Annotated in this window: 19 protein-coding genes; 17 read left to right on the forward strand and 2 right to left on the reverse strand. The window is 36.7% G+C overall.

Annotated elements, in window-relative coordinates; genetic code table 11:
* Positions 1 to 53: 53 nt before the first annotated feature.
* The 10 genes from QNH69_RS04735 (at position 54) to QNH69_RS04780 (ending at position 10,154) form a co-directional block, all read left to right on the forward strand.
* On the forward strand, positions 54 to 554 hold the full coding sequence (locus QNH69_RS04735; RefSeq protein WP_282929428.1) for a GNAT family N-acetyltransferase: 501 nt from the start codon (positions 54 to 56) through the stop codon (positions 552 to 554).
* The gene (locus QNH69_RS04740; protein WP_282929429.1) at positions 551 to 3,109 is read left to right on the forward strand and encodes an ATP-dependent DNA helicase; all 2,559 of its coding nucleotides are present in this window, start codon (positions 551 to 553) and stop codon (positions 3,107 to 3,109) included. The genes QNH69_RS04735 and QNH69_RS04740 overlap by 4 nt, the downstream gene beginning before the upstream one ends.
* 34 nt (positions 3,110 to 3,143) lie before the next feature.
* Complete coding sequence (locus tag QNH69_RS04745) at positions 3,144 to 3,470, forward strand: PadR family transcriptional regulator (RefSeq protein ID WP_195890896.1); 327 nt, start codon at positions 3,144 to 3,146, stop codon at positions 3,468 to 3,470.
* Positions 3,467 to 4,165, forward strand: a complete 699-nt coding sequence (locus QNH69_RS04750; RefSeq protein ID WP_282929430.1) for a pseudouridine synthase — start codon at positions 3,467 to 3,469, stop codon at positions 4,163 to 4,165. Before QNH69_RS04745 ends, QNH69_RS04750 begins: the two co-directional genes overlap by 4 nt.
* Before the next feature lie 36 nt (positions 4,166 to 4,201).
* A complete protein-coding gene (locus tag QNH69_RS04755) occupies positions 4,202 to 4,798 on the forward strand; it encodes a sugar transferase (protein WP_282929431.1) in 597 nt (198 codons plus the stop codon).
* Positions 4,799 to 4,923: 125 nt separating this feature from the next.
* On the forward strand, positions 4,924 to 5,493 hold the full coding sequence (locus QNH69_RS04760) for a glycerol-3-phosphate responsive antiterminator (RefSeq protein WP_282929432.1): 570 nt from the start codon (positions 4,924 to 4,926) through the stop codon (positions 5,491 to 5,493).
* Positions 5,494 to 5,506: 13 nt separating this feature from the next.
* Positions 5,507 to 7,009 (forward strand): glycerol kinase GlpK, encoded by a 1,503-nt coding sequence (gene glpK / locus QNH69_RS04765; RefSeq protein WP_044566766.1) that lies wholly within the window; start codon positions 5,507 to 5,509, stop codon positions 7,007 to 7,009.
* A gap of 94 nt (positions 7,010 to 7,103) precedes the next feature.
* Entirely contained in the window at positions 7,104 to 8,531 is a 1,428-nt protein-coding gene (locus QNH69_RS04770) for an NAD(P)/FAD-dependent oxidoreductase (protein WP_282929433.1), read from the forward strand.
* Between the two features lie 10 nt (positions 8,532 to 8,541).
* Positions 8,542 to 9,801, forward strand: coding sequence for an NAD(P)/FAD-dependent oxidoreductase (locus QNH69_RS04775; protein WP_282929434.1), 1,260 nt, complete (start codon positions 8,542 to 8,544; stop codon positions 9,799 to 9,801).
* A complete protein-coding gene (locus tag QNH69_RS04780; protein ID WP_282929435.1) occupies positions 9,798 to 10,154 on the forward strand; it encodes a DUF1667 domain-containing protein in 357 nt (118 codons plus the stop codon). Before QNH69_RS04775 ends, QNH69_RS04780 begins: the two co-directional genes overlap by 4 nt.
* A 41-nt stretch (positions 10,155 to 10,195) precedes the next feature.
* Here QNH69_RS04780 and QNH69_RS04785 read toward each other — a convergent pair whose 3' ends face one another.
* Both QNH69_RS04785 and QNH69_RS04790 read right to left on the reverse strand, forming a co-directional pair.
* Positions 10,196 to 11,014, reverse strand: coding sequence for a Cof-type HAD-IIB family hydrolase (locus QNH69_RS04785; RefSeq protein ID WP_282929436.1), 819 nt, complete (start codon positions 11,012 to 11,014; stop codon positions 10,196 to 10,198).
* A gap of 14 nt (positions 11,015 to 11,028) precedes the next feature.
* Positions 11,029 to 11,259, reverse strand: coding sequence for a glutathione S-transferase N-terminal domain-containing protein (locus tag QNH69_RS04790; protein WP_282929437.1), 231 nt, complete (start codon positions 11,257 to 11,259; stop codon positions 11,029 to 11,031).
* 77 nt (positions 11,260 to 11,336) lie between these two features.
* Between QNH69_RS04790 and srtB the strand changes: the two genes are divergently transcribed.
* From srtB to QNH69_RS04825, 7 genes are all read left to right on the forward strand, one after another.
* Complete coding sequence (srtB, locus tag QNH69_RS04795) at positions 11,337 to 12,125, forward strand: class B sortase (protein ID WP_282929438.1); 789 nt, start codon at positions 11,337 to 11,339, stop codon at positions 12,123 to 12,125.
* Positions 12,126 to 13,028: a DNA glycosylase gene (locus QNH69_RS04800; protein ID WP_282929439.1), complete on the forward strand. Its 903-nt coding sequence runs from the start codon at positions 12,126 to 12,128 to the stop codon at positions 13,026 to 13,028.
* 120 nt (positions 13,029 to 13,148) lie between these two features.
* Entirely contained in the window at positions 13,149 to 14,759 is a 1,611-nt protein-coding gene (locus QNH69_RS04805) for a VWA domain-containing protein (protein WP_282929440.1), read from the forward strand.
* The gene (locus QNH69_RS04810; RefSeq protein WP_282929441.1) at positions 14,759 to 15,370 is read left to right on the forward strand and encodes a 5-bromo-4-chloroindolyl phosphate hydrolysis family protein; all 612 of its coding nucleotides are present in this window, start codon (positions 14,759 to 14,761) and stop codon (positions 15,368 to 15,370) included. The genes QNH69_RS04805 and QNH69_RS04810 overlap by 1 nt, the downstream gene beginning before the upstream one ends.
* The gene (locus QNH69_RS04815; protein WP_282929442.1) at positions 15,367 to 16,425 is read left to right on the forward strand and encodes a substrate-binding domain-containing protein; all 1,059 of its coding nucleotides are present in this window, start codon (positions 15,367 to 15,369) and stop codon (positions 16,423 to 16,425) included. Before QNH69_RS04810 ends, QNH69_RS04815 begins: the two co-directional genes overlap by 4 nt.
* 10 nt (positions 16,426 to 16,435) lie before the next feature.
* Positions 16,436 to 17,584, forward strand: coding sequence for a toxic anion resistance protein (locus QNH69_RS04820; RefSeq protein ID WP_282929443.1), 1,149 nt, complete (start codon positions 16,436 to 16,438; stop codon positions 17,582 to 17,584).
* 58 nt (positions 17,585 to 17,642) lie between these two features.
* Positions 17,643 to 19,400 (forward strand): hypothetical protein, encoded by a 1,758-nt coding sequence (locus QNH69_RS04825; RefSeq protein ID WP_282929444.1) that lies wholly within the window; start codon positions 17,643 to 17,645, stop codon positions 19,398 to 19,400.
* Positions 19,401 to 19,943 lie beyond the last annotated feature (543 nt).

Raw genomic sequence — 19,943 nt, forward strand, 5'->3', positions numbered from 1 at the left:
ATCTTACCCGTTTTTGAAGAAAACTTGTAATTTCATAATGGTATAATAATTTTATGAGGATAGCAACATTTAACGATTTAGATAAAATATATAATATAGTAGAAAAAGCAAAAGCTTCACTTAAGAATGATGGCGTTGACCAATGGCAAAAAGGTAGCCCTGATAGAGGACTATTAGCTCGTCAAATCTCACGAAATAGGGCCTATGTCTACGAAAAGGATGGTCAAGTAATAGCTTATGCATATCTATCAGAAGACTATGAACCTACTTACTCTAGTGTAAGAAATATGATGAAGGGGGAAAATTCTATAACAGTTCATACCTTTTGCATAGATAGCGATTTTGGTAAGCAGGGGATTGCGACTAAATTTTTCGGTCAAATAATCGATTTTGCAAGAGGAGAAAATAGGGATGCAATAGAAATTGACACCCATGAGGATAATTTTAGGATGAGAGGACTCATAGAAAAGATGGGATTTTCATACATGGGCATTATATATGTCAATGATAATGGAATTCCTATGCCAAGAGTCGCCTATGAGCTGATATTATGATAAATGATAAGCAGAAAAAAGTTATATCTGCTAGCGATTATCCTGCTGCAGTCATAGCTGGACCTGGTACAGGCAAGACCTTTACCATAGTAAAAAAAGTCACAAACCTTGTAAAAAACAACGGCCTTGCACCAAATAGAATATTGATTACAACTTTTACAAAAAAGGCTGCAGCTGAGCTTAACGTTAGGATTCTTAGTGAGTTCAAAAAAGAGGGAATAAAAACTGACCTCGATGACTTAAAAATTGGCAACTTCCATTCCCTAGCCAATATTTTTATAGAAAAATATAAAAAACTTGATGATGATTTTTTCCCATCAATGGTCATAGACCAGGATATGGAAGGCTATATACTAGAAAAAAACCTTGGTATCTTTAAGGAAATTGAAGATTTTGATGAGTATATCAGATATGGAGAAGTTTATAAAATCCAGGAAACTTTTGAATCCATTATCAACAATCTTATTGACTTGGATAGGCTAAGGACTTCAAAAGACCCGATAGATAGGCTTTCCTATAAAATCTATATGACCCATCTTAACTTACTAAAGTCAATGAAATTAATGAATTTCCAGATGATTTTAAAAAAGTTTTACGACTTATTATCAGATGAGGTCATAGGCCAAGAGATTAGAAATTCAATAGATTTTGTAATAATTGACGAATACCAAGATACAAATCTTATTCAACAAGAAATCGCCTTTAAGCTATTAAAGGATAAGAACCTTATGGTTTTTGGTGATGATGACCAGTCGCTTTATAGCTTTAGGGGAGCGGATCCTAAAAATCTATTAGAATTTGACCAGGTTTGCAAGGATAAGCTTGGTAAATCTGCAAGTATCTACAAACTAGATATAAACTACAGATCAAACCAAGCCATCATAGACACTAGCCAAAAGTGGCTAAATAATTACTTTGGGGTAAATAGGTCAAAGCAACTAAAAGCTATAGATCAAGTGAAGAATCCCAACTCACTTGTAAGGGCAAGGGCAAATAACAAAGAAAATTTGCTAAAAATAATAAAGCTTTTAAACGGGAAGATAAATCTTGGGCAAATAGCTTTCTTATTTCCAACCCTAAATTCTGCCTATCCAAAGGAATTGGAAGCATTTTTTAAAGATGCGGGGATCAAAGTTATAAATTGGTCTTCTAGCAAGTATTTCTATAGGAGAGAAATCCAAATCCTAGTTTATATACTTGCCAGTATATATTCATCATATCCGTCCAATTTAGCCTATAATGACTATCTTAGCTATGAGGATAAACAAAAGTATTTTTTTAGGTCCTACTTGGCAAATTTATTTGACGATCAGTCTTTTAAGTCAGTAGAAATGGGCGAATTTATAGGGTATTTTAGAAATAATAATCCAAATTCTATAAGCGAGATAGTATATAAGGCTTTTTCTTTGCCGATTTTTGCTGATATTTTGGACAAAAAGCTAGGACAAATCAATAGCGATAGGGCTATGAGAAATATAGGCAAATTTACCAAAATAGTTTCCGACTACGAAGATATTTTTGAAGATGCTTCTGGTCTAGAATTCATCCACGGCTACCTGTATTATTTTTTCAAAAAAAATTCTATAAAAGAATTTGATGATAGCACTCCTGACTACGATGCAATCAATTTTATGACCATTCACAATGCCAAGGGCTTGGAATTTGATACAGTATTTGTATCGGGCTTAAATGATTACCCAAGAGAAAATAGTAAGAAATTATTAGAAAAATATGACTATGCGAGGGTAGATAAGGATTCGGCTGAGAAGGATTTTTATAGAAAATATTACACTGCCTTTACTAGGGCAAAGAATCTTTTGGTAATCTTGGATAATTCTAGGGACCAAAGACTAGTAGACTTTGCAAATAGCTTAGACAATGCTTCCAAGCTATCGACTATAGATTTTCAAAAAATCGATATAGAAATCCCAAAACCAATCCTATCCTTTACTACAGACATAGAAGTTTATGAATCTTGTCCACTAAAGTATAAGTTTATAAGGAAATTAAATTACAAACTTCCAAAATCCAAAAGTCTAATCCTAGGAACGAATATTCATGCCCTAGCTGAATATGTAGGACTTCATGATGTTGTAGATGAAGAAAAGTTAAATGAGATTTTAGCTACAAACAATGCTTATAAAAAAGCTATTGATAATTTCCGCAAGCAAAACTTCGACCTAAGCTTAAGCGAGGTCAATTACAAGGTTGATAGAGATTTTTATATACTCCAGGGAAATATCGACCTTATCTTAGCTGATGGGTCTATAATGGATCTTAAAACTGGCTCATATGATCAAGAGACTTTAGAAAAATACAAAAACCAGCTGATAACCTATAAGTATCTTTGCGAAATTAATGGGCATTATCCAAAAAAGCTCTACCTATATTTCATAGAAAAAGACCAAGTCATAGAAGTTAGCCAAGAAGACTTTTCTATAGAAAAAATTGACCAAATAGCAAAAAAAATTTTCGAAGAAAATATTTATAAAAAAACTGATAAGAGGGTAGAATGTAAGTATTGCCCTATGAAATATTACTGCCATAGAAATTGATCTACTGTGCAATACAATATAGTTAGGTGATAATATGATTGAATCTCAAATGTTAAAGGGTGTAATCGAGGGTGTAATCCTCCACATCATAAAAAATAATGAAACATACGGCTACGAAATAGTAGAAGAACTCAAGAGAAGTGGTTTTTATACCATGACTGAGGGAACAGTCTATCCAATCCTACAAAGAATGACCAAAAAGGGGTATATTCTAGCATCATACAAAAAATCAGAGATTGGACCTAGACGCAAGTATTATTACATCAGCAAAAATGGTGAAAGGTACTTGGAAAATTTTTACCAATCATTCAGTGAGCTAAATCAAGCTGTAGAAAATGTCATAGATAGGGGAAATAAATGAGAGTAGATAAGATGATAGGAAATGCTAATCTTGATACCAGGAGAAATATCAAGAGAAATGCAAAAAAAGGTGCCTTAGTAATAAATGGTGAAGTGGTAAAAGACACATCTACCCAAGTTGATCCAAATGTCGATGAAGTTTTTTACATGGGTGAATATGTAGATTATTTCGAAAATATTTATATAATGATGAATAAGCCGTCTGGCTATTTGTCTGCAACAATTGATGAAGATCCAACTGTCATAGATTTACTAGACCCATTTTACCAAAATCTTGACCTATCAATAGCAGGTCGTCTGGATAAGGGCACAAGAGGACTTTTGCTAATCTCTACAGATGGCAAATTCGTCCACAAGGTAACCAGTCCAAACTCAAATATAGAAAAAACTTACCTTGTTGAAACAAGAGATGATATAGATGAATCTTTCATAGAGAAATTTCAAGAGGGTGTGGAAATAAAGGAAGAAGCATATATTGCAAGACCTGCCAAACTTGAGATAATTGCTGATAAAAAGGCAATAGTCAAGGTAACAGAAGGTAAATTTCACCTTGTAAAAAGATTATTTTCAAAACTTGGCAATGAAGTCATCTCTCTAAAGAGAACTGCGATTGGAGACCTTAGCCTAGATCCACACTTAGAAGAAGGCTCATACAGAGAATTAACTGAGGAAGAATTGGATTTATTTATTGACTAAAATATTTTATAATATATTGAGTCTTAGGAGGATAGCTTGTACAAAAATTATATAAAAAAAATACTGGACTTTGTGCTAAGCTTTCTTTTGCTCATAATTCTAAGCCCAGTATTTTTAATAATAGCAATAGTATCTAAAATTGAAGAGCCCAAGGGTACGATTTTCTTTAAGCAAGAAAGGGCAGGAGTAGATAATAAGCCATTTATGTGCTACAAATTCAGGTCTATGAGCATGGATGCTCCAAAAAATGCATCGACATGGGAGCTAGAGAACCCGGATTCCTTTATTACTCCTCTGGGCAAATTTCTAAGAAAAACCTCTCTAGATGAACTTCCACAGCTAATAAATATTGTAAAAGGCGATATGAGTTTTGTAGGCCCAAGGCCTGTTATCTTAAAGGAAAGAGAACTCTTAGATCTAAGAGAAGCAAATGGTTCGGCTGGGGCCAAGCCAGGCATTACTGGTCTATCTCAAATATCAGGTAGAGATAATCTAGACCCAGCCACCAAGGCCCAAACCGATGCTATATATGCCAATGATATTACCTTTATAAATGACCTTAAGATTATCCTTAAAACCATACCAAAAGTATTTAAAGCCGAGGGGGTTAGAGAGGGGAAACAAGATTTTTAAAAAAATCAAGGAAAAGATTTGCAAAACTTTATAATTTGTGATAAAGTTTAAGTATAATAATATAAGTGATGAGAACGAGCTGATAATGAAATTACAGGCTCGTTTTGTCTTTTATTGGGGGTATTATGAACACTTCTAACGTTTTTGAACAACTATATAGCAATCCTGTCATCATGGCAGTAAAAAACAACAGAGACTTGGAGAAGTGTTTGGAAAACGAAAACACTGTTGTTTTTGTCCTTTATGGCAATATCGATACTATTCCCATAATAGTAGAAAAGTTAAAGTGCAAAAATAAAACTGTAATCGTTCATGAAGACCTCATTGAAGGATTGTCAAGTTCTTATTATGCGGCAAGTTTTATAAAGAAATATACCAAGGCTGATGGCATAATCACTACCAAGCCATCAAATGCTTCTTATGCAAGAAAGATGGGACTTTTCACAGTCCTAAGATTTTTTGTGTTTGACTCCATGGGATATGAAAATATGAAACAAACCATAAAGGATGCAAACTGCGATGTAATCGAAATGCTACCTGGCATAATGCCTAACCTAATAAAAGACATCAAAAAAAGAACCAATATACCAGTAGTTGCAGGGGGTCTTATAACTACCAAAGAAGAAGTTATGGCAGCCTTAAACTCAGATGCTATTGCAATCTCATCATCAAATTATAGTGTTTGGCAAATGTAAGGAGGAATTTATTATGAGTAAGTACATTATGGCCTTAGACGCAGGAACAACAAGCAATAGAGCGATTATTTTTAACAAACAAGGTGAAATCATATCTGTTGCACAAAAAGAATTTACCCAACACTTTCCAAAGCCAGGCTGGGTAGAACACGATGCTACAGAAATTTGGTCAACTCAACTTGGAGTTTGTACAGAAGCTATAGCAAAGAAAAATATCGATCCATCTGAAATAGCTGCAATCGGTATTACCAACCAACGTGAAACTACCATAGTTTGGGATAAAGAAACAGGCGAACCTGTTTACAATGCAATCGTTTGGCAATGTCGTCGTACAGCAGATATGGCTGACCAACTTGTAAAAGATGGTTATGGCAAGATGATCAAAGAAAAAACTGGTCTTGTAGTTGACCCATACTTCTCAGCTACAAAGATCAGATGGATTCTAGACCACATTGAAAATGGTCAACAAAGAGCTGAAAATGGCGAACTATTGTTTGGTACAGTTGATACTTGGTTGGTATATAACTTAACTCGTGGTAAAGTTCATGTTACAGACTATACAAACGCTTCAAGAACTATGCTTTATAACATAAAGGAACTAAAATGGGATGATGAACTTTGCGAGATGCTCAATATTCCAAAATGCATGCTACCAGAAGTAAAACCATCATCTTGTGTTTATGGCGAAACTAACGAAAAATTATTTGGCGCACCAATAAAAATAGCAGGTATGGCAGGAGACCAACAATGTGCATTGTTTGGACAAACTTGCTTCAACCCTGGAGATGCAAAAAACACTTACGGAACAGGTGCTTTCTTACTAATGAACACAGGCGAAGAAGCAGTAGAATCTCAAAACGGTCTACTTACAACTATAGCTTGGGGTCTTGAAGAAGGAAAAGTAAACTACGCTCTAGAAGGTTCAATCTTTGTTGCAGGTTCTGCTATCCAATGGTTAAGAGATGAACTAAGAATCGTAGATGCTTCTGATGATACAGAATATATGGCAACAAAAGTTGACGATACAGACGGTTGCTACGTAGTACCAGCATTTACAGGTCTAGGTGCTCCATACTGGGATCCATACGCACGTGGAACAATAGTAGGAATTACCCGTGGTACAAGCAAATATCACATTGTAAGAGCAACACTAGAATCACTAGCATATCTAACAAATGACGTTCTTGCAGCAATGTCAATTGACTCTGGTACTGAGCTTCACGAACTTAAAGTTGACGGTGGAGCAAGTGCAAACAACTTCTTGATGCAATTCCAAGCTGATATGATCCAAACAAAGGTAGAAAGACCAAAAACACTAGAGACAACAGCACTTGGAGCAGCATACCTTGCAGGCCTTGCAGTAGGTTACTTCCAAAACCAAGATGAAATCATCAAAAACCGTCTAGTTGACCGTGAATTCACACCTCAAATTTCAAAAGAAGAAAGAGACAAAAAAGACTACAACTGGCAAAAGGCAATTTCAAGATCAGTTGACTGGGCAAAAGATTTAAAGTAAATATAAATTGAGAAAGAGCTACTAAATTTTATGGGTGCTCTTTGACTAAAAAGGGCCAGCTATGGTCCTTTTTTATTACATATAAGGAGAAAATATGAGAGATGTAGTAATAATTGGTGCAGGTGTAACAGGAACATCTTTAGCCTACAATTTATCCAAATTTAAGGGTGACTTTCTAGTAGTAGAAAAACACGCTGATGTTTGCGAAGAAACAAGTAAAGCAAACTCTGCCATCTGCCACGGTGGTTACGATGCAGAACCAGGCAGTATGAAGGCAAAAATGAATGTAGAAGGCAACCACATGATGAGAGAGATAGCAGATGAATTATCTTTCCCATATAAGCAAATAGGAACTCTAGTTCTATGCCACAGAGAAGAAGATTTCCCAAAACTACAAAAGCTATATGACCAAGGTATAGAAAATGGAGTTTCAGGCATGGAAATAATCTACAATGAGGAAATTCTAAAGATGGAACCTCACGTAGAAAAAGACGTATATGCAGCTTTATACAGCAAAGAAGCTGGTATAGTAGATCCGTTTTTGATGAATGTAGCCTACGCAGAAGGTTCAAATCTAAATGGTGTAGAATACAAATTAAATGCAGAAATAGTCGAAATAAAAGAAGTTGATGACCATTACATATTAAAAACTAAAGACGGGGAAGAAATAGAAACAAAGGCTGTTGTAAATGCAGCTGGTCTATACTCAGATGCTATCCATGATATGGTTATGGCTGATAACAAATTTGAAATCAGAGCTCGTCGTGGAGAATATTTACTCCTAGATAAGGCTACAGCAGGATACGTAAACCACGTACTATTCAACTTGCCAACAGAAAAAGGTAAGGGAATCTTAGTATCACCTACCATAGATGAAAACACCCTCATAGGTCCAACATCTGACTTTGTAGATGATAAGGCTGACCTAGTTACAACAAGAAAAGCTATAGAAGAAGTAATAGATAAGGTAAATGATACAGTAGATAACGTTCCAGTACGCCAAGTAATCACATCATTTTCTGGTAACAGAGCCCACGAAACTAGCGGAGACTTCATCTTACAAGAGACTAAGAAAGGATTCTTTGACTGCGTAGGTATCGAATCTCCAGGCCTTACATCAGCACCAGCCATAGGTAAATACATGGCAAATTTGGTAAAAGACTCTCTAGAATTAGCAGAAAATCCTGATTTTAAAGCAGGCAGAAATCCTATACCAAAAACAAGTGAAATGACTGCCGAAGAACACAACGAACTTATAAAGAAAAATCCAAAATACGGAAAGATTATCTGTAGATGTGAGAAAGTCACAGAAGGTGAAATCATAGATGCAATCCATGCACCAGTTGGAGCGACTACAGTTGATGGCATCAAGAGACGTTGCCGTGCAACAGCAGGTAGATGCCAGGGTGGATTCTGCCTTCCATCTATTATTGAAATTCTATCCCATGAACTTGGAGTGGATCAAGAAGAAATAACCAAAAAAGGCAACAAATCCACATACATTGAAAAGAGAGTTAAGTAAGGAGAAACAAATGCGCGATTATGATTTAGTAATAATTGGTGGAGGTCCTGCAGGACTTTCTGCCGCTGTAAAAGCATATGATGAGGGAATTAAAAACATCCTAGTTGTAGAGCGTGACAACAAATTAGGTGGTATCTTAAACCAATGTATCCACAATGGATTTGGCCTACAAAGATTTAAGGAAGAACTTACAGGTCCAGAATACGCTCATAGATTCATCAAAGAAGCGAGAGAACGTGACATAGACATAATGCTTAATACCATAGTAATGGATATGCACGAAGACAAAACACTACTTCTAATGAATGAAGAACGTGGTATGTTTGAAATAAAGCCAAAGGCAATCATCCTAGCTATGGGTTGTAGGGAACGTCCAAGAGGAGCCCTAAACACTCCAGGAAGCAGACCAGCAGGTGTTTATAGTGCAGGTACAGCTCAAAAACTAGTAAACCTAGAAGGATATTTGCCAGGCAAGAAAGTCGTAATCCTAGGATCTGGTGACATAGGCCTTATCATGGCTCGTCGTATGACCCTAGAGGGAGCTAAAGTAGAATGTGTAGCAGAACTTATGCCATTTTCAGGTGGTCTAAAGAGAAACATAGTTCAATGTTTGCACGACTATGACATCCCACTTTACTACTCAACAACAATCTCTGGCATAAAGGGAACTGACAGGGTAGAGGGTGTTTACCTATCAAAGGTTGATGAGAACCTAAGAGTTATAGAAGGAACAGAAAAATTCATAGAATGTGATACAGTTTTACTTTCAGTAGGCTTATTACCAGAAAATGAACTTACTAAAGAAGCAAACATCAAGCTTGACCCAAAGACAAAGGGTGCCTATGTATCTGACAAACTAATGACAAGCGTAGATGGTGTATTTGCAGCAGGTAACGTACTCCACGTTCACGACTTAGTAGACTTCGTATCAGAAGAAAGTGAACAAGCGGCAGTAAATGCATCAAATTATATCAAGGGAGAATATACTCACACTAGCGAAAAGATAATAGAAATGGTAGCTGGAGATGGAGTATCCTACACACTTCCACAATACCTAGACTATGAAAATATGGACGATTCTATCATAGTAAAATTCAGAGTAAATAATGTATATCCATCTAGAAAAATAGCTGTTTATACTGATGATAAGTGCATTATAGAACGCAAAAAAAGAGTATTAGCTCCTGGTGAAATGGAACTATTAAGACTTAAAAAAGATGATATAGATACAGATACTAAGAAAGTCACAATACAATTGGAGGAAGTATGAAAAAGCAATTTACATGTATAAACTGTCCTTTGGGTTGCCAAGTAGTAGTAACCATGGACGGTGACGAGATTACAAATATTGAAGGAAACAACTGTAAACGTGGAGAAATCTATGTAAGAGACGAGATCAAAGATCCAAAGAGAATGGTTTGCTCTACAGTTAAAATAAGTGGCAATGATGCCTATAGTGTTCCAGTAAAGACAGAAACAGCCATCCCAAAAGGACTTATCTTTGAATGTATGGAAAAAATCAACCAGACAGAAATCAAAGCTCCAGTTCATATAGGAGATGTAGTTATAGAAAATCTCCTAGACACAGGAGTAAATGTAATAGCAACTGACGAAAGATTGTAAGCAACATAAAAGATCCATTCAAATCTGAGTGGATCTTTTGCTTATTTATTCAAAACATATTTTTCTATAGCTTCGCCAACAGCTCCCTCTTCATTGGTCGCATCTGTCACATATGTTGCTACATCTTTAACTTGAAGATGGGCATTATTAACAGCAACTGATGTTCCTGCTGCCTCTAACATGGCAACGTCATTGTAGTTATCACCAATTGTGAGAGTCTCACTTATGTCAAAACCGTAGTGGTCGCAGACTTTCTTAAGGGCGATTCCCTTGTCCACACCCTTGGCATTTATTTCCATAAACATATCAGAAGAGTAGGCAATCTCGACATCATAATTTGTAATAGCTGCTATATCTACTTCTAGTGAGTGCAAGAAGTCTATATTTGTATCTTTTATCAAGGCCTTAAGTATCAGCTCATCTTCCAAGAAATCAATATTTCCATCCTTGATTTCTATAACCTTACTATCGTTGGTATATATGTGATTTCTTTCAATAGGGTCAAGGTTTATAGCATATTTCTTATCTAGAGTATAGATGTAAGCTTGCAAATTATTGTCTTTGCAATAATCAAAGACTGCCTTTGCATACTTAAATTCTAGTGGAAGTGATGATACAATTTCTCTCTCTAGGGCCTTAATTATGATTGCACCGTTACAGCAAATTATAAACCTATCTTCGTCTATGACACCAGCCTGATTTGGTATATCGTGTAGTTCGTATGGGCCACGACCAGTTGCTAGCATAACTACAATCCCCATTTCCTGGGCCTTGGCTATGGCTTCTCTATTTCTTTGGGGCACATTTTTATTTTTGTCTACTAGGGTTTCATCTATGTCGGATGCTATTAATTTAATCATATTTTTCCTATAAGTTAATTTTGTCCCAAGAATTTGATGATATCATCAGATTCGTACATGTATTCTCCATCATGGTATAGGCATGGCACTTGTCTTTTGCCACCTTTTTCTATGAGTTCATTCATAGCTTCTCTATCTTCTTCTATATTCACTATTTCAATTTCGATATTATTTTCTTCCATAAAGTTTTCGACTTTTCTGCAATAAGGACAAATAGTTCCTACAAATAATTTGTAATCTTTCATTTTTTTCTCCTATATTTTCATAATTAGCTCATTATAGTATATTATACTAATAGTAAGAAAATTTTAAAGGTGGCAAAATGAAATCTAAAATAATGAGCGTGATTAGATTTATCCTAATCCTTATAATACTAGCCTGCATTGCTATCCTAGGCAAAAGGCTCCTAGACTATAGAACCAATGCACACAACAACAAAGAAATATCTGACATAGTAAAATCAGTTGAAGAAGAAACAGGGGTTGAAGAAAGTGAAACTGAAGTCAATCTCGACAACAAAGATGAGTACACCAAAAAGCAAGAACACTATGCAAAAATCATAAATGCCTTGAAAAAACAATATAACAATGACGATATCATAGGCTTTATAGACATACCAGGAGCAGATGTTTCCTATCCTGTAGTCCAAGGTCCAGACAACGACTTCTATCTCAGACGTGGTCTTAACAAGGAGTATGATATTGCTGGTTCAATATTCATTGATATGAACAATACACCAGATTTCAATGATGACAATACAGTAATCTACGGTCACCACTTGGAAATCAAATCAATGTTTACTCCACTTGACCAATACAGAAAACAAGAATTTGCAGAAAAGCACCAAACAGTCTACTTGGCAACCCTAAATGAGCTTAGAGAATATAAGATTTTCTCAGCCTACGGTATACCAGCTGACTACCAATATAGGACCCTATACTTTACTAATAGGGACGATGTGGTGCCTTTCTTTAACCAGCTAAGAAGCAATTCAGAAGTCTTACTTGATAGTCCAACCTTCAAGGAAGACGACCAAATCATCACCCTATCAACCTGCCAATACGACTACGAAGACCAAAGACTTGCAATCCACGCAGTTAGGGTTAGATAGATGTATTATAAAACAAAAGAAAAAAGAAAACTTGATATAGTAGAATCTCCTGATGGCCTAATCCTTAGGGAAGACTCCTTCAATCCCACCCATATATTTGAATGTGGCCAAGCCTTCAACTTCCACAAGGAAGAAGATGGATCTTACACAGCAGTGTTTTTGAATATGATAATAAATCTTTGGGAAAAAGAAGATTATGTCCTAATCAGAAATGTATCTTTAGAAGATTTTTATGAATACTTTTATGATTACTTTGATTTGGGGACTGACTATGGGAAAATCAAAGAGGAACTTTCTTACGATGAAAACCTAAAAGTCGCAAGTGACTATGGCTATGGGATAAGAATCCTAAACCAGGAGATGTTTGAAACAGTAATATCCTTTATCATTTCTGCTAACAATGGCATAGCAAGGATAAAAAAAGCTGTAAGGATTATAAGCGAACGTTATGGGACCTACATAGGAGAATACATGGGCCGCGCCTATTATTCCTTTCCAAGGCCGGAGGTCCTAGCAGAAGTTGACCCAGCGGATCTTAGAGAATACGCTAGGGTAGGCTTTAGAGATGTGAGAATTGTAAAGGCAAGCCAGATGATTAGAGATGGTTACCTAGATTTCGCACGCGATATGACCCTTGATAGCTTAGATTTAAAAGAAAAATTAATGGAAATGCCAGGCATTGGTCCAAAAGTTGCCGATTGCATCTTGCTCTTTACCTTCCATCGCAGAGAGACTTTCCCAGTTGATGTATGGATCAAGAGAGTTATGGAGACCTTATTTATTGGCCATGAAGTACCAAAAAAATTGGTTGATAACTATGCAAGAGATATTTTTGGCGAAAATGCTGGCTATGCCCAACAATACCTATTCTATTATGGTAGGGAAGAAAAAATAGGAAAATAATTTGACTGGAATCTTCCAGTCTTTTTCTTTGCCCAAATCCAAATGTTAAATCTATGTAAAGTCGATTAAATAAAGGCCTAGGATGGTATAATTATAATAGAAATACTCAAGGAGAAGGCCATGAAAAAAATATTATCAGTTCTCTTATCACTAATTTTACTTGTATCTTGTTCTTCTACTCCAGAAGAAAAGAATTCTAGTTCTCATTTTCAAACTTCCCAAAGCTCTGGGGAGACGCTAAAGATTGTGGCAGGTTCTGAAAACAAGGAACTTGAGCCTATCATTGAAGAATATGCCAAGGCAAATAAGCAAAATATAGAAATAGATTATTTGGGGTCCTTGGACATCATGAGATTATTAAGCGACCCTGACATTGCTTACGATGCTGTTTGGCCAGCTTCATCTATTTGGCTAAATATGGGAGATACCAACCACATCTTAAAATACCAAGAAACCACATCCCAAAGTCCGGTTGTTTTTGGCATCAAGAAGTCCTTGGCCGAAGACCTCGGCTTTGTAGGAAAGGATGTGACTGTCAAAGAAATAATAGATGCCATAAATTCCGGCAAACTAAAATTTACCATGACATCAGCAACCCAGTCAAACTCTGGTGCATCTGCCTACCTAGGATTTTTAAATGCCCTAGCAGCTGACAAAAACGGTCTTACAAGCGAGGACTTAGCAAATGAAGACTTGCAAAATGAAATTACCTCCCTACTTGCAGGAGTAGAAAGGTCCTCTGGTTCGTCAAACTGGCTTACAGAACTGTTTTTATCAGGCGATTACGATGCCATGGTAAACTACGAGCAGCTAGTAATTGCAACCAACAAGGCCTTGGAAGAAGAGGGCAAAGAAACTCTTTACCTGGTTTATCCAGTAGATGGCCTATCTATATCAGATTCGCCCCTTGCCTATGTGGACAAAAATGATAGTGCAAAGGAAGAAGCCTTCAAGAAATTTCAAGAATATCTCCTATCCGATGAGGCTCAAAGTCAGATTGAAAAAACTGGCAAGAGATCTGCCTATGGTACAGTTCGTGAAGAAAACAGGGATATCTACAAAAAAGACTGGGGCATAGACTTGGATAAAACCATAAGTCCGATTAGATTTCCAAAGGCAGAAGTAATCATGGAAGCCCTCAATATGTACCAAAGTGAGTTCAAAAAACCAGCCTTTACTATCTATGTCCTAGATTATTCTGGATCTATGGGAGGAAATGGCGGCTATGAACAAATGAATGAGGCGTTAGAGCAAGTTCTAGTACCAGAAAATGCCAAGGCCAACCTACTTTTAGGAACCAGCAAAGACTTGACATATATACTGCCTTTCTCAGATATGGTTCTAGGGGAATTGATGGCTAGTGGAAATGGGGAAGAACTTGATAACCTCTACCAAGAATTATCAGAAAATTACAGGCCAGAAACAGCAACCTTTATGTATGAAGCTATTGACGAGGCTATATCCATACTAAAAAACAACGAGGATGAGCTAAAGGACTATAGTCCAGCCATAGTTGTTCTAAGCGATGGTATGCCAAATGGTCCAATGGACTTTGACCAACTCAAAGAATCCTACCAAAGTCTGGGCTACGATGTGCCAATCTTTAGCATCCTCTTTGGAGATGCCAGGAAAGAGGACCTAGAAGAGATAGCAACAATGTCAAAGGCTCGAGTATTTGATGGTAGAAGCGATATGATAAAGGCCTTCCAAAATGTAAAAGGATACAATTAATGAAGGAATCTCTTAGAAACTTTAAGGCACTTTTGGTCTCTTTACTAACTTTTTTCGCCCTGCTTTTGGGTCTTAAATGGCACTTTATAGTGGCAGCCATCCTTGCGGTAGGTGTCTATGTTGGAGTTTACCTAATCAGCAAACCAAAGATAATGATAGGCAACACAGACATAGAAGCCCTAGAAAATGGCCAAGAAATCAATCAAATCTATAAAGATTTTGAAGATGACATAGGAAAATTAAAGGCCTTAAATGCAGACATCAATGATAAAGAAATCAGTGGCAAAATTGGCAAACTTATCAAAACTTGCCTAGACATAAGATTTTACCTAGAGAAAAATCCAAGGGAAATATCTAGATCTAGGTATTTCTTGGACTATTATGTAAAAACTGCAAGTGAAATCGTCAAAAACTACAGCGACTTGGAAAAATCCAATGTGAGTTTGGATAAGTTCAACGAGATCAAAGATAAGTCCAATCAGTCACTAGATTTATTAAATGAAATTTTTTCCAAACAACGTGACTCCTACCATAAAGACAAGATTAACCAACTTGAGGTGGAGACAGACCTACTTGAGCAAACTATTAAGCTTGGAGGAGAGATAAAATGAAAGAGAAAAAATGGGGATTTTTGGTCCTACTTTTAGTCATAGCCCTAGCTGGTGGCTATATGTACTGGACTAAGCAGGCTCCAGAGAAGGTAGAAATATCTGGTTTTATTGGCGGTGAAAAGATTCCCCTTGTAGAAAACCAAAATTTTAAGGACAAGGTCAAGAAATCCTACGGCCTATCCATGGACTACCGCAAGGAAGGCTCCCTTGCTATGGCAGAAGTTGATACGGAAGGCAAGGATTACTTGTGGCCATCTAGCCAGCTTGCCCTAGAACTTTTTAGAAAACATGGTGGCAAGGACTTGCAAAACGAGATAATTTTCAACACTCCCATAGTTTTATACTCCAGAAAGCTTGTAGTCGATGCTCTTATCAAAGAGGGGATTGTAAGAGAAGATGAGGGGGTCCACTACATAGATATGGTAAAGCTTGCCAATCTCATGGTAGAGGAAAAGACTTGGGATGATATAGGTTTATCAGAACTTTATGGACCAATACTTGTCGATACAACAGATCCCAACCAATCAAACTCCGGCAATATGTTCCTAGGCCTTTTGGCCAATGCCCTCAATGGCAACAAACCCGTGACCATGGCTTCAATTGACAATGTAGCTTCTGATATAGAACGAATTTACAATCAAATTGGCTATATGCAGACATCATCTATAGATATGTTCAATCAATTCCTTCGCCAGGGCTTGGGATCTTTCCCAATTATAGCTGGCTACGAATCACAGCTTTTGGAGTTTTCCAAGCAAGAGCCAGAAATGTATGACAAGATTAAGGACGATGTTATAATCCTATATCCAGAACCAACTGTCTGGTCTTCCCACGTCTACATTGCCCTTACAGAAAATGGCAAAGTTGGCCTAAACGCCCTCATGGATAAGGACATCCAAGCCCTAGCATGGAAAGAACATGGATTTAGAACAATAGTAGCAGGCACGGAAAACCCAGAAGATTTTCAAGTAAAAGGCATGGCAAATCAAGTAACAAAAATCATGCAAATGCCAAACATAGAAGTAATGCAAGAATTAATGGAGATTATAAAATAAGGAGCAAATTATGGCAGATTATTCTCTAGACAACTTGATGCAAGATAGTGGCAAAACTACCGATATCATATTAGACAAAAACGAGCTTGCAGAAGTAACAGAAAAAAGAGTACAGAACATGAGTCCAGAAGACAGGCAAAAAATCGACCAAATCAAAAATCAAATAGACCTTAGAAATTCCAGCCTGTCATCTATCTATGGGACCAATGCCCAAAAAGGTATAGCAAAGTTTTCTGATGAAATCCTATCTGAAGTAAGGTCCAAAGATACTGGGGAAGTAGGGGATTTGATGCGTGATTTGCTAGTGAAGGTAAATGATGCCGACATTCAAAATTTTGGCGAGAAATCTTTCCTAGACAAGTTTTTTGGCGGACCAAAAAAACAAGTTGAAAAATACTTGGCCAAATATCAAAATATGGAAACCCAAATTGACAAGATATCTGCCCAGCTTGAGACAGCTCGTATGAGCCTACTTAAAGACATTGGTGTATTTGATAAGCTCTATGAAGAAAATATAGCATATTTCAAAGATCTAGAAAGATACATCATAGCAGGTGAAGAAGCCATAGAAGAGATGAGAAGCGAGGCCTTACCAAAGCTTTACAAAGAAGCTGAAAATTCTGACGAACCTATGGCCATGCAAATAGTGCGTGACTTTGAAGAAAATGTCAACCGTTTTGAAAAACGTATATTTGACCTTAAGACATCCAAGGCTGTTGCCTTGCAAACAGCTCCACAAATCAAGCTGATCCAAAACAACGACCAGTTATTAGCTGACAAAATCACTGATTCTATCAACAATACAATCCCACTTTGGAAAAGCCAAGTTGTCATAGCCCTAGGCCTCAACCGCCAACAAGAAATAGTAAAAATGCAAAGGGAAGTGTCAGATACAACCAACGAGCTTTTGCGTAGGAACTCTGAAAACTTGAGAAATTCAACAGTAGAAATCCAAAAAGAAGCCCAAAGGTCTACCATAGATGTTGAAACCATAAAAGAAGTCAACCAAAATCTTATAGCAACCATAGAAGAATCTATGCAAATTCAAGAAGATGCCAAAAACCAAAGAAAAGAAGCAGAAAAAGAACTTGTCATGGTTCAAGAAGAATTACGAGAAGAACTAGCCAAAACTTTAGCTCCTCAAACCAGGGGAGAATAAGAAAATGATTGCAATTTAGCCTAGCTTTGTGGTACTATATAGTCAATATGGAGGACTCATGAAAAATACAGGAAAAAGATTAAGAAAATACACAGCCCTAGCCTTAGCCCTGGCTATAGTAAGCCCAGTGGCAGCTTTTGCAAGCGAAGAAGACCAAGCTGATATTATTCTTACAGAAACAAAGCTAGAAACCATCCCTTACCAAAAATCTCTAACAATGAGCCTATCAGAAGATGGCAGGAAAATTTCCTATGATATTAACATCAATAAAGACCAAGCAAAAGGAAATCTAATCGCTTATATATACCAATTAGGCCAAAGCAATATTGAAAACCTAAGCCTAGAAGGTCGAAGCATTGACACAGACTTGGCTAAGGCTATAAAAGTAGATTTAAAAGATCAAAGCAAACTAAAACTAACAGCTGACATCAAAGAAGGAATGACAGACAACCTATCATTTGATCTAGTCCTTGTAGATGGCGATGACTACAAAGACCACACGCATATTGATGCAAAGCTAGTGATAAATGCAGACAAATTAGAAGTCGAAGAAGTAAAGAAAGATTCAACAAACCTAGGCCTATCAGGTCTATTAACTGACTCAGAAACTATATCTTGGACAGATAGCCTAGTAAACAATACTAATGAGCCTATAAAAACTGACTATATCCTAAATGTCAGCCCCAACCAAAGTGTTGAAAATCAAAAATTAAGCCTAGATTTTTATCATCTTACAAGCGAGGGTTACAAGCTAGAAGAATCAAATTCCTATGACCTAGGATCTATTAAAGACCTAGAAATCGCACCTCACAGCCTAGTAAAATTATCATTTACTACAAAAGCAATGCCAAGCAATGAAGCTTACCAAATAAATGATGCTATTGTCACAAACAATAAGACAGCTAGTAAAGAAGAATTATTAGTAACTGACAAGACAAAAGAAGTTCAGGCAAAAGATTTAACCGAGGATTTAATCGATACAAGTAAAGAGATCCAAACAACTCTTGTAGCAAACGAAAAAAACCAAGATACCGATGTAACTAGCAAAACAGATGAAAAACTAGAAGAAAAGCTTGGCGAAGTCAAAACAGTAACTGTTGATGATAACAAGGCTAAAACAAAAGAAGTCCAAGCTCAAGAATTGACCCAACAAATCAACTCAATAAGCGGACAAATTAGCCAAATCTTACAGGAAAATGAAGCTCAATTGCCAGCTACAATAATGAATGAGTCAAAGAGCGAAGAAAAATCAGAAAGTTCAAAAGAGTTAACAGCCATTGAACTTACAAATAAACTTGAAAGAATCAAGGGAGAAATAGAACAAACCCTAAAACAAGTTGTAACAGCTGACCAATACAATAAGCTCATAACAACAGAGGCTGAATCTACAAAAGAAGAAGAGGCTCAAAGCTTAATAAAGACTCTAAATGATCAAACAAGTCAAATACTAGAAGTCCTAAGACAAGTAGAACTTGGCCAAGAAGCCAACTACCTAGACCAACATCCAGAAGAATTAGCAAAAATCGACAAGCTTTTGGACGATGTAGAAAAATTTGACGAAAATACAAAGAAAACAATAAAAGAAAACCAAGAAAAAAATAAAGACTACGTAAGCCCACACTTTGTGATGGTTAAGGAAGATTTCTCCAAAGAAGTTTATAAAAAACTAGAAAATGTTGTAACTGTAACCCTAGACCCTCTAGAAAGAAAGCAAACAACAATGACAAAAGAAGAAGTCAAAAGAGAATACCCATCCATAGCCCACTACTTAGAAAACCTAGAACTAAGAAGTGACTTACTAAATACTCTAAAATAAGAACTAAGGCCTCCGGGAAACCAGGGGTCTTATTTTTTTTGGAAAATAGCCACCTTGTCATCCTGTACGAATGATTTGTATAGGAGATTATTCGCATTCGCTCAGAATGACAAGGGGGTGTGGTTGTGCTAACTCTGTTTATTTGAATACGTAAATGTCACTTCTCACCCCTGTCATCCTCGAGGGAGCGAACGCGACCGAAGGATCTCATACAGCACTATTCAGCCAGGAGATTCTTCGCAGAAGCTCAGAATGACAAGAGCTTGTGGTTGCGCTAACTCTCTTTATTTGAATATGTAAATGAAACTTCCCACTTGTCATCCTCGAGGGAGCGAACGCGACCGAAGGATCTCATAAAGCACTGTTTATCCAAGAAATTCATCGCAAAAGCTCAGAATGACAGGGTTTAGGAGTAAGAGTCTATTCTCTACTTATGTCATCCTCGAGGCCGCAGGCCGAAGGATCTTTATTTATGAAACATTCATTAGTATGTTATCTTTCAATTACCATAGAACCTCACAAACTAGCTCACTTTTTTTGTCA

It is taken from the genome of Anaerococcus sp. Marseille-Q7828, from assembly GCF_949769285.1.
Taxonomy (GTDB): Bacteria; Bacillota; Clostridia; order Tissierellales; family Peptoniphilaceae; genus Anaerococcus.

Excerpts from the sequence above, each read along its gene's own strand:
- QNH69_RS04735 (WP_282929428.1), top strand. The coding sequence starts at position 54 with ATGAGGATAGCAACATTTAACGATTTAGATAAAATATATAATATAGTA.
- QNH69_RS04740 (WP_282929429.1), top strand. The coding sequence starts at position 551 with ATGATAAATGATAAGCAGAAAAAAGTTATATCTGCTAGCGATTATCCT.
- QNH69_RS04745 (WP_195890896.1), top strand. The coding sequence starts at position 3,144 with ATGATTGAATCTCAAATGTTAAAGGGTGTAATCGAGGGTGTAATCCTC.
- QNH69_RS04750 (WP_282929430.1), top strand. The coding sequence starts at position 3,467 with ATGAGAGTAGATAAGATGATAGGAAATGCTAATCTTGATACCAGGAGA.
- QNH69_RS04760 (WP_282929432.1), top strand. The coding sequence starts at position 4,924 with ATGAACACTTCTAACGTTTTTGAACAACTATATAGCAATCCTGTCATC.
- glpK (WP_044566766.1), top strand. The coding sequence starts at position 5,507 with ATGAGTAAGTACATTATGGCCTTAGACGCAGGAACAACAAGCAATAGA.
- QNH69_RS04770 (WP_282929433.1), top strand. The coding sequence starts at position 7,104 with ATGAGAGATGTAGTAATAATTGGTGCAGGTGTAACAGGAACATCTTTA.
- QNH69_RS04775 (WP_282929434.1), top strand. The coding sequence starts at position 8,542 with ATGCGCGATTATGATTTAGTAATAATTGGTGGAGGTCCTGCAGGACTT.
- QNH69_RS04780 (WP_282929435.1), top strand. The coding sequence starts at position 9,798 with ATGAAAAAGCAATTTACATGTATAAACTGTCCTTTGGGTTGCCAAGTA.
- QNH69_RS04785 (WP_282929436.1), bottom strand. The coding sequence starts at position 11,014 with ATGATTAAATTAATAGCATCCGACATAGATGAAACCCTAGTAGACAAA.
- QNH69_RS04790 (WP_282929437.1), bottom strand. The coding sequence starts at position 11,259 with ATGAAAGATTACAAATTATTTGTAGGAACTATTTGTCCTTATTGCAGA.
- srtB (WP_282929438.1), top strand. The coding sequence starts at position 11,337 with ATGAAATCTAAAATAATGAGCGTGATTAGATTTATCCTAATCCTTATA.
- QNH69_RS04800 (WP_282929439.1), top strand. The coding sequence starts at position 12,126 with ATGTATTATAAAACAAAAGAAAAAAGAAAACTTGATATAGTAGAATCT.
- QNH69_RS04805 (WP_282929440.1), top strand. The coding sequence starts at position 13,149 with ATGAAAAAAATATTATCAGTTCTCTTATCACTAATTTTACTTGTATCT.
- QNH69_RS04810 (WP_282929441.1), top strand. The coding sequence starts at position 14,759 with ATGAAGGAATCTCTTAGAAACTTTAAGGCACTTTTGGTCTCTTTACTA.
- QNH69_RS04815 (WP_282929442.1), top strand. The coding sequence starts at position 15,367 with ATGAAAGAGAAAAAATGGGGATTTTTGGTCCTACTTTTAGTCATAGCC.
- QNH69_RS04820 (WP_282929443.1), top strand. The coding sequence starts at position 16,436 with ATGGCAGATTATTCTCTAGACAACTTGATGCAAGATAGTGGCAAAACT.
- QNH69_RS04825 (WP_282929444.1), top strand. The coding sequence starts at position 17,643 with ATGAAAAATACAGGAAAAAGATTAAGAAAATACACAGCCCTAGCCTTA.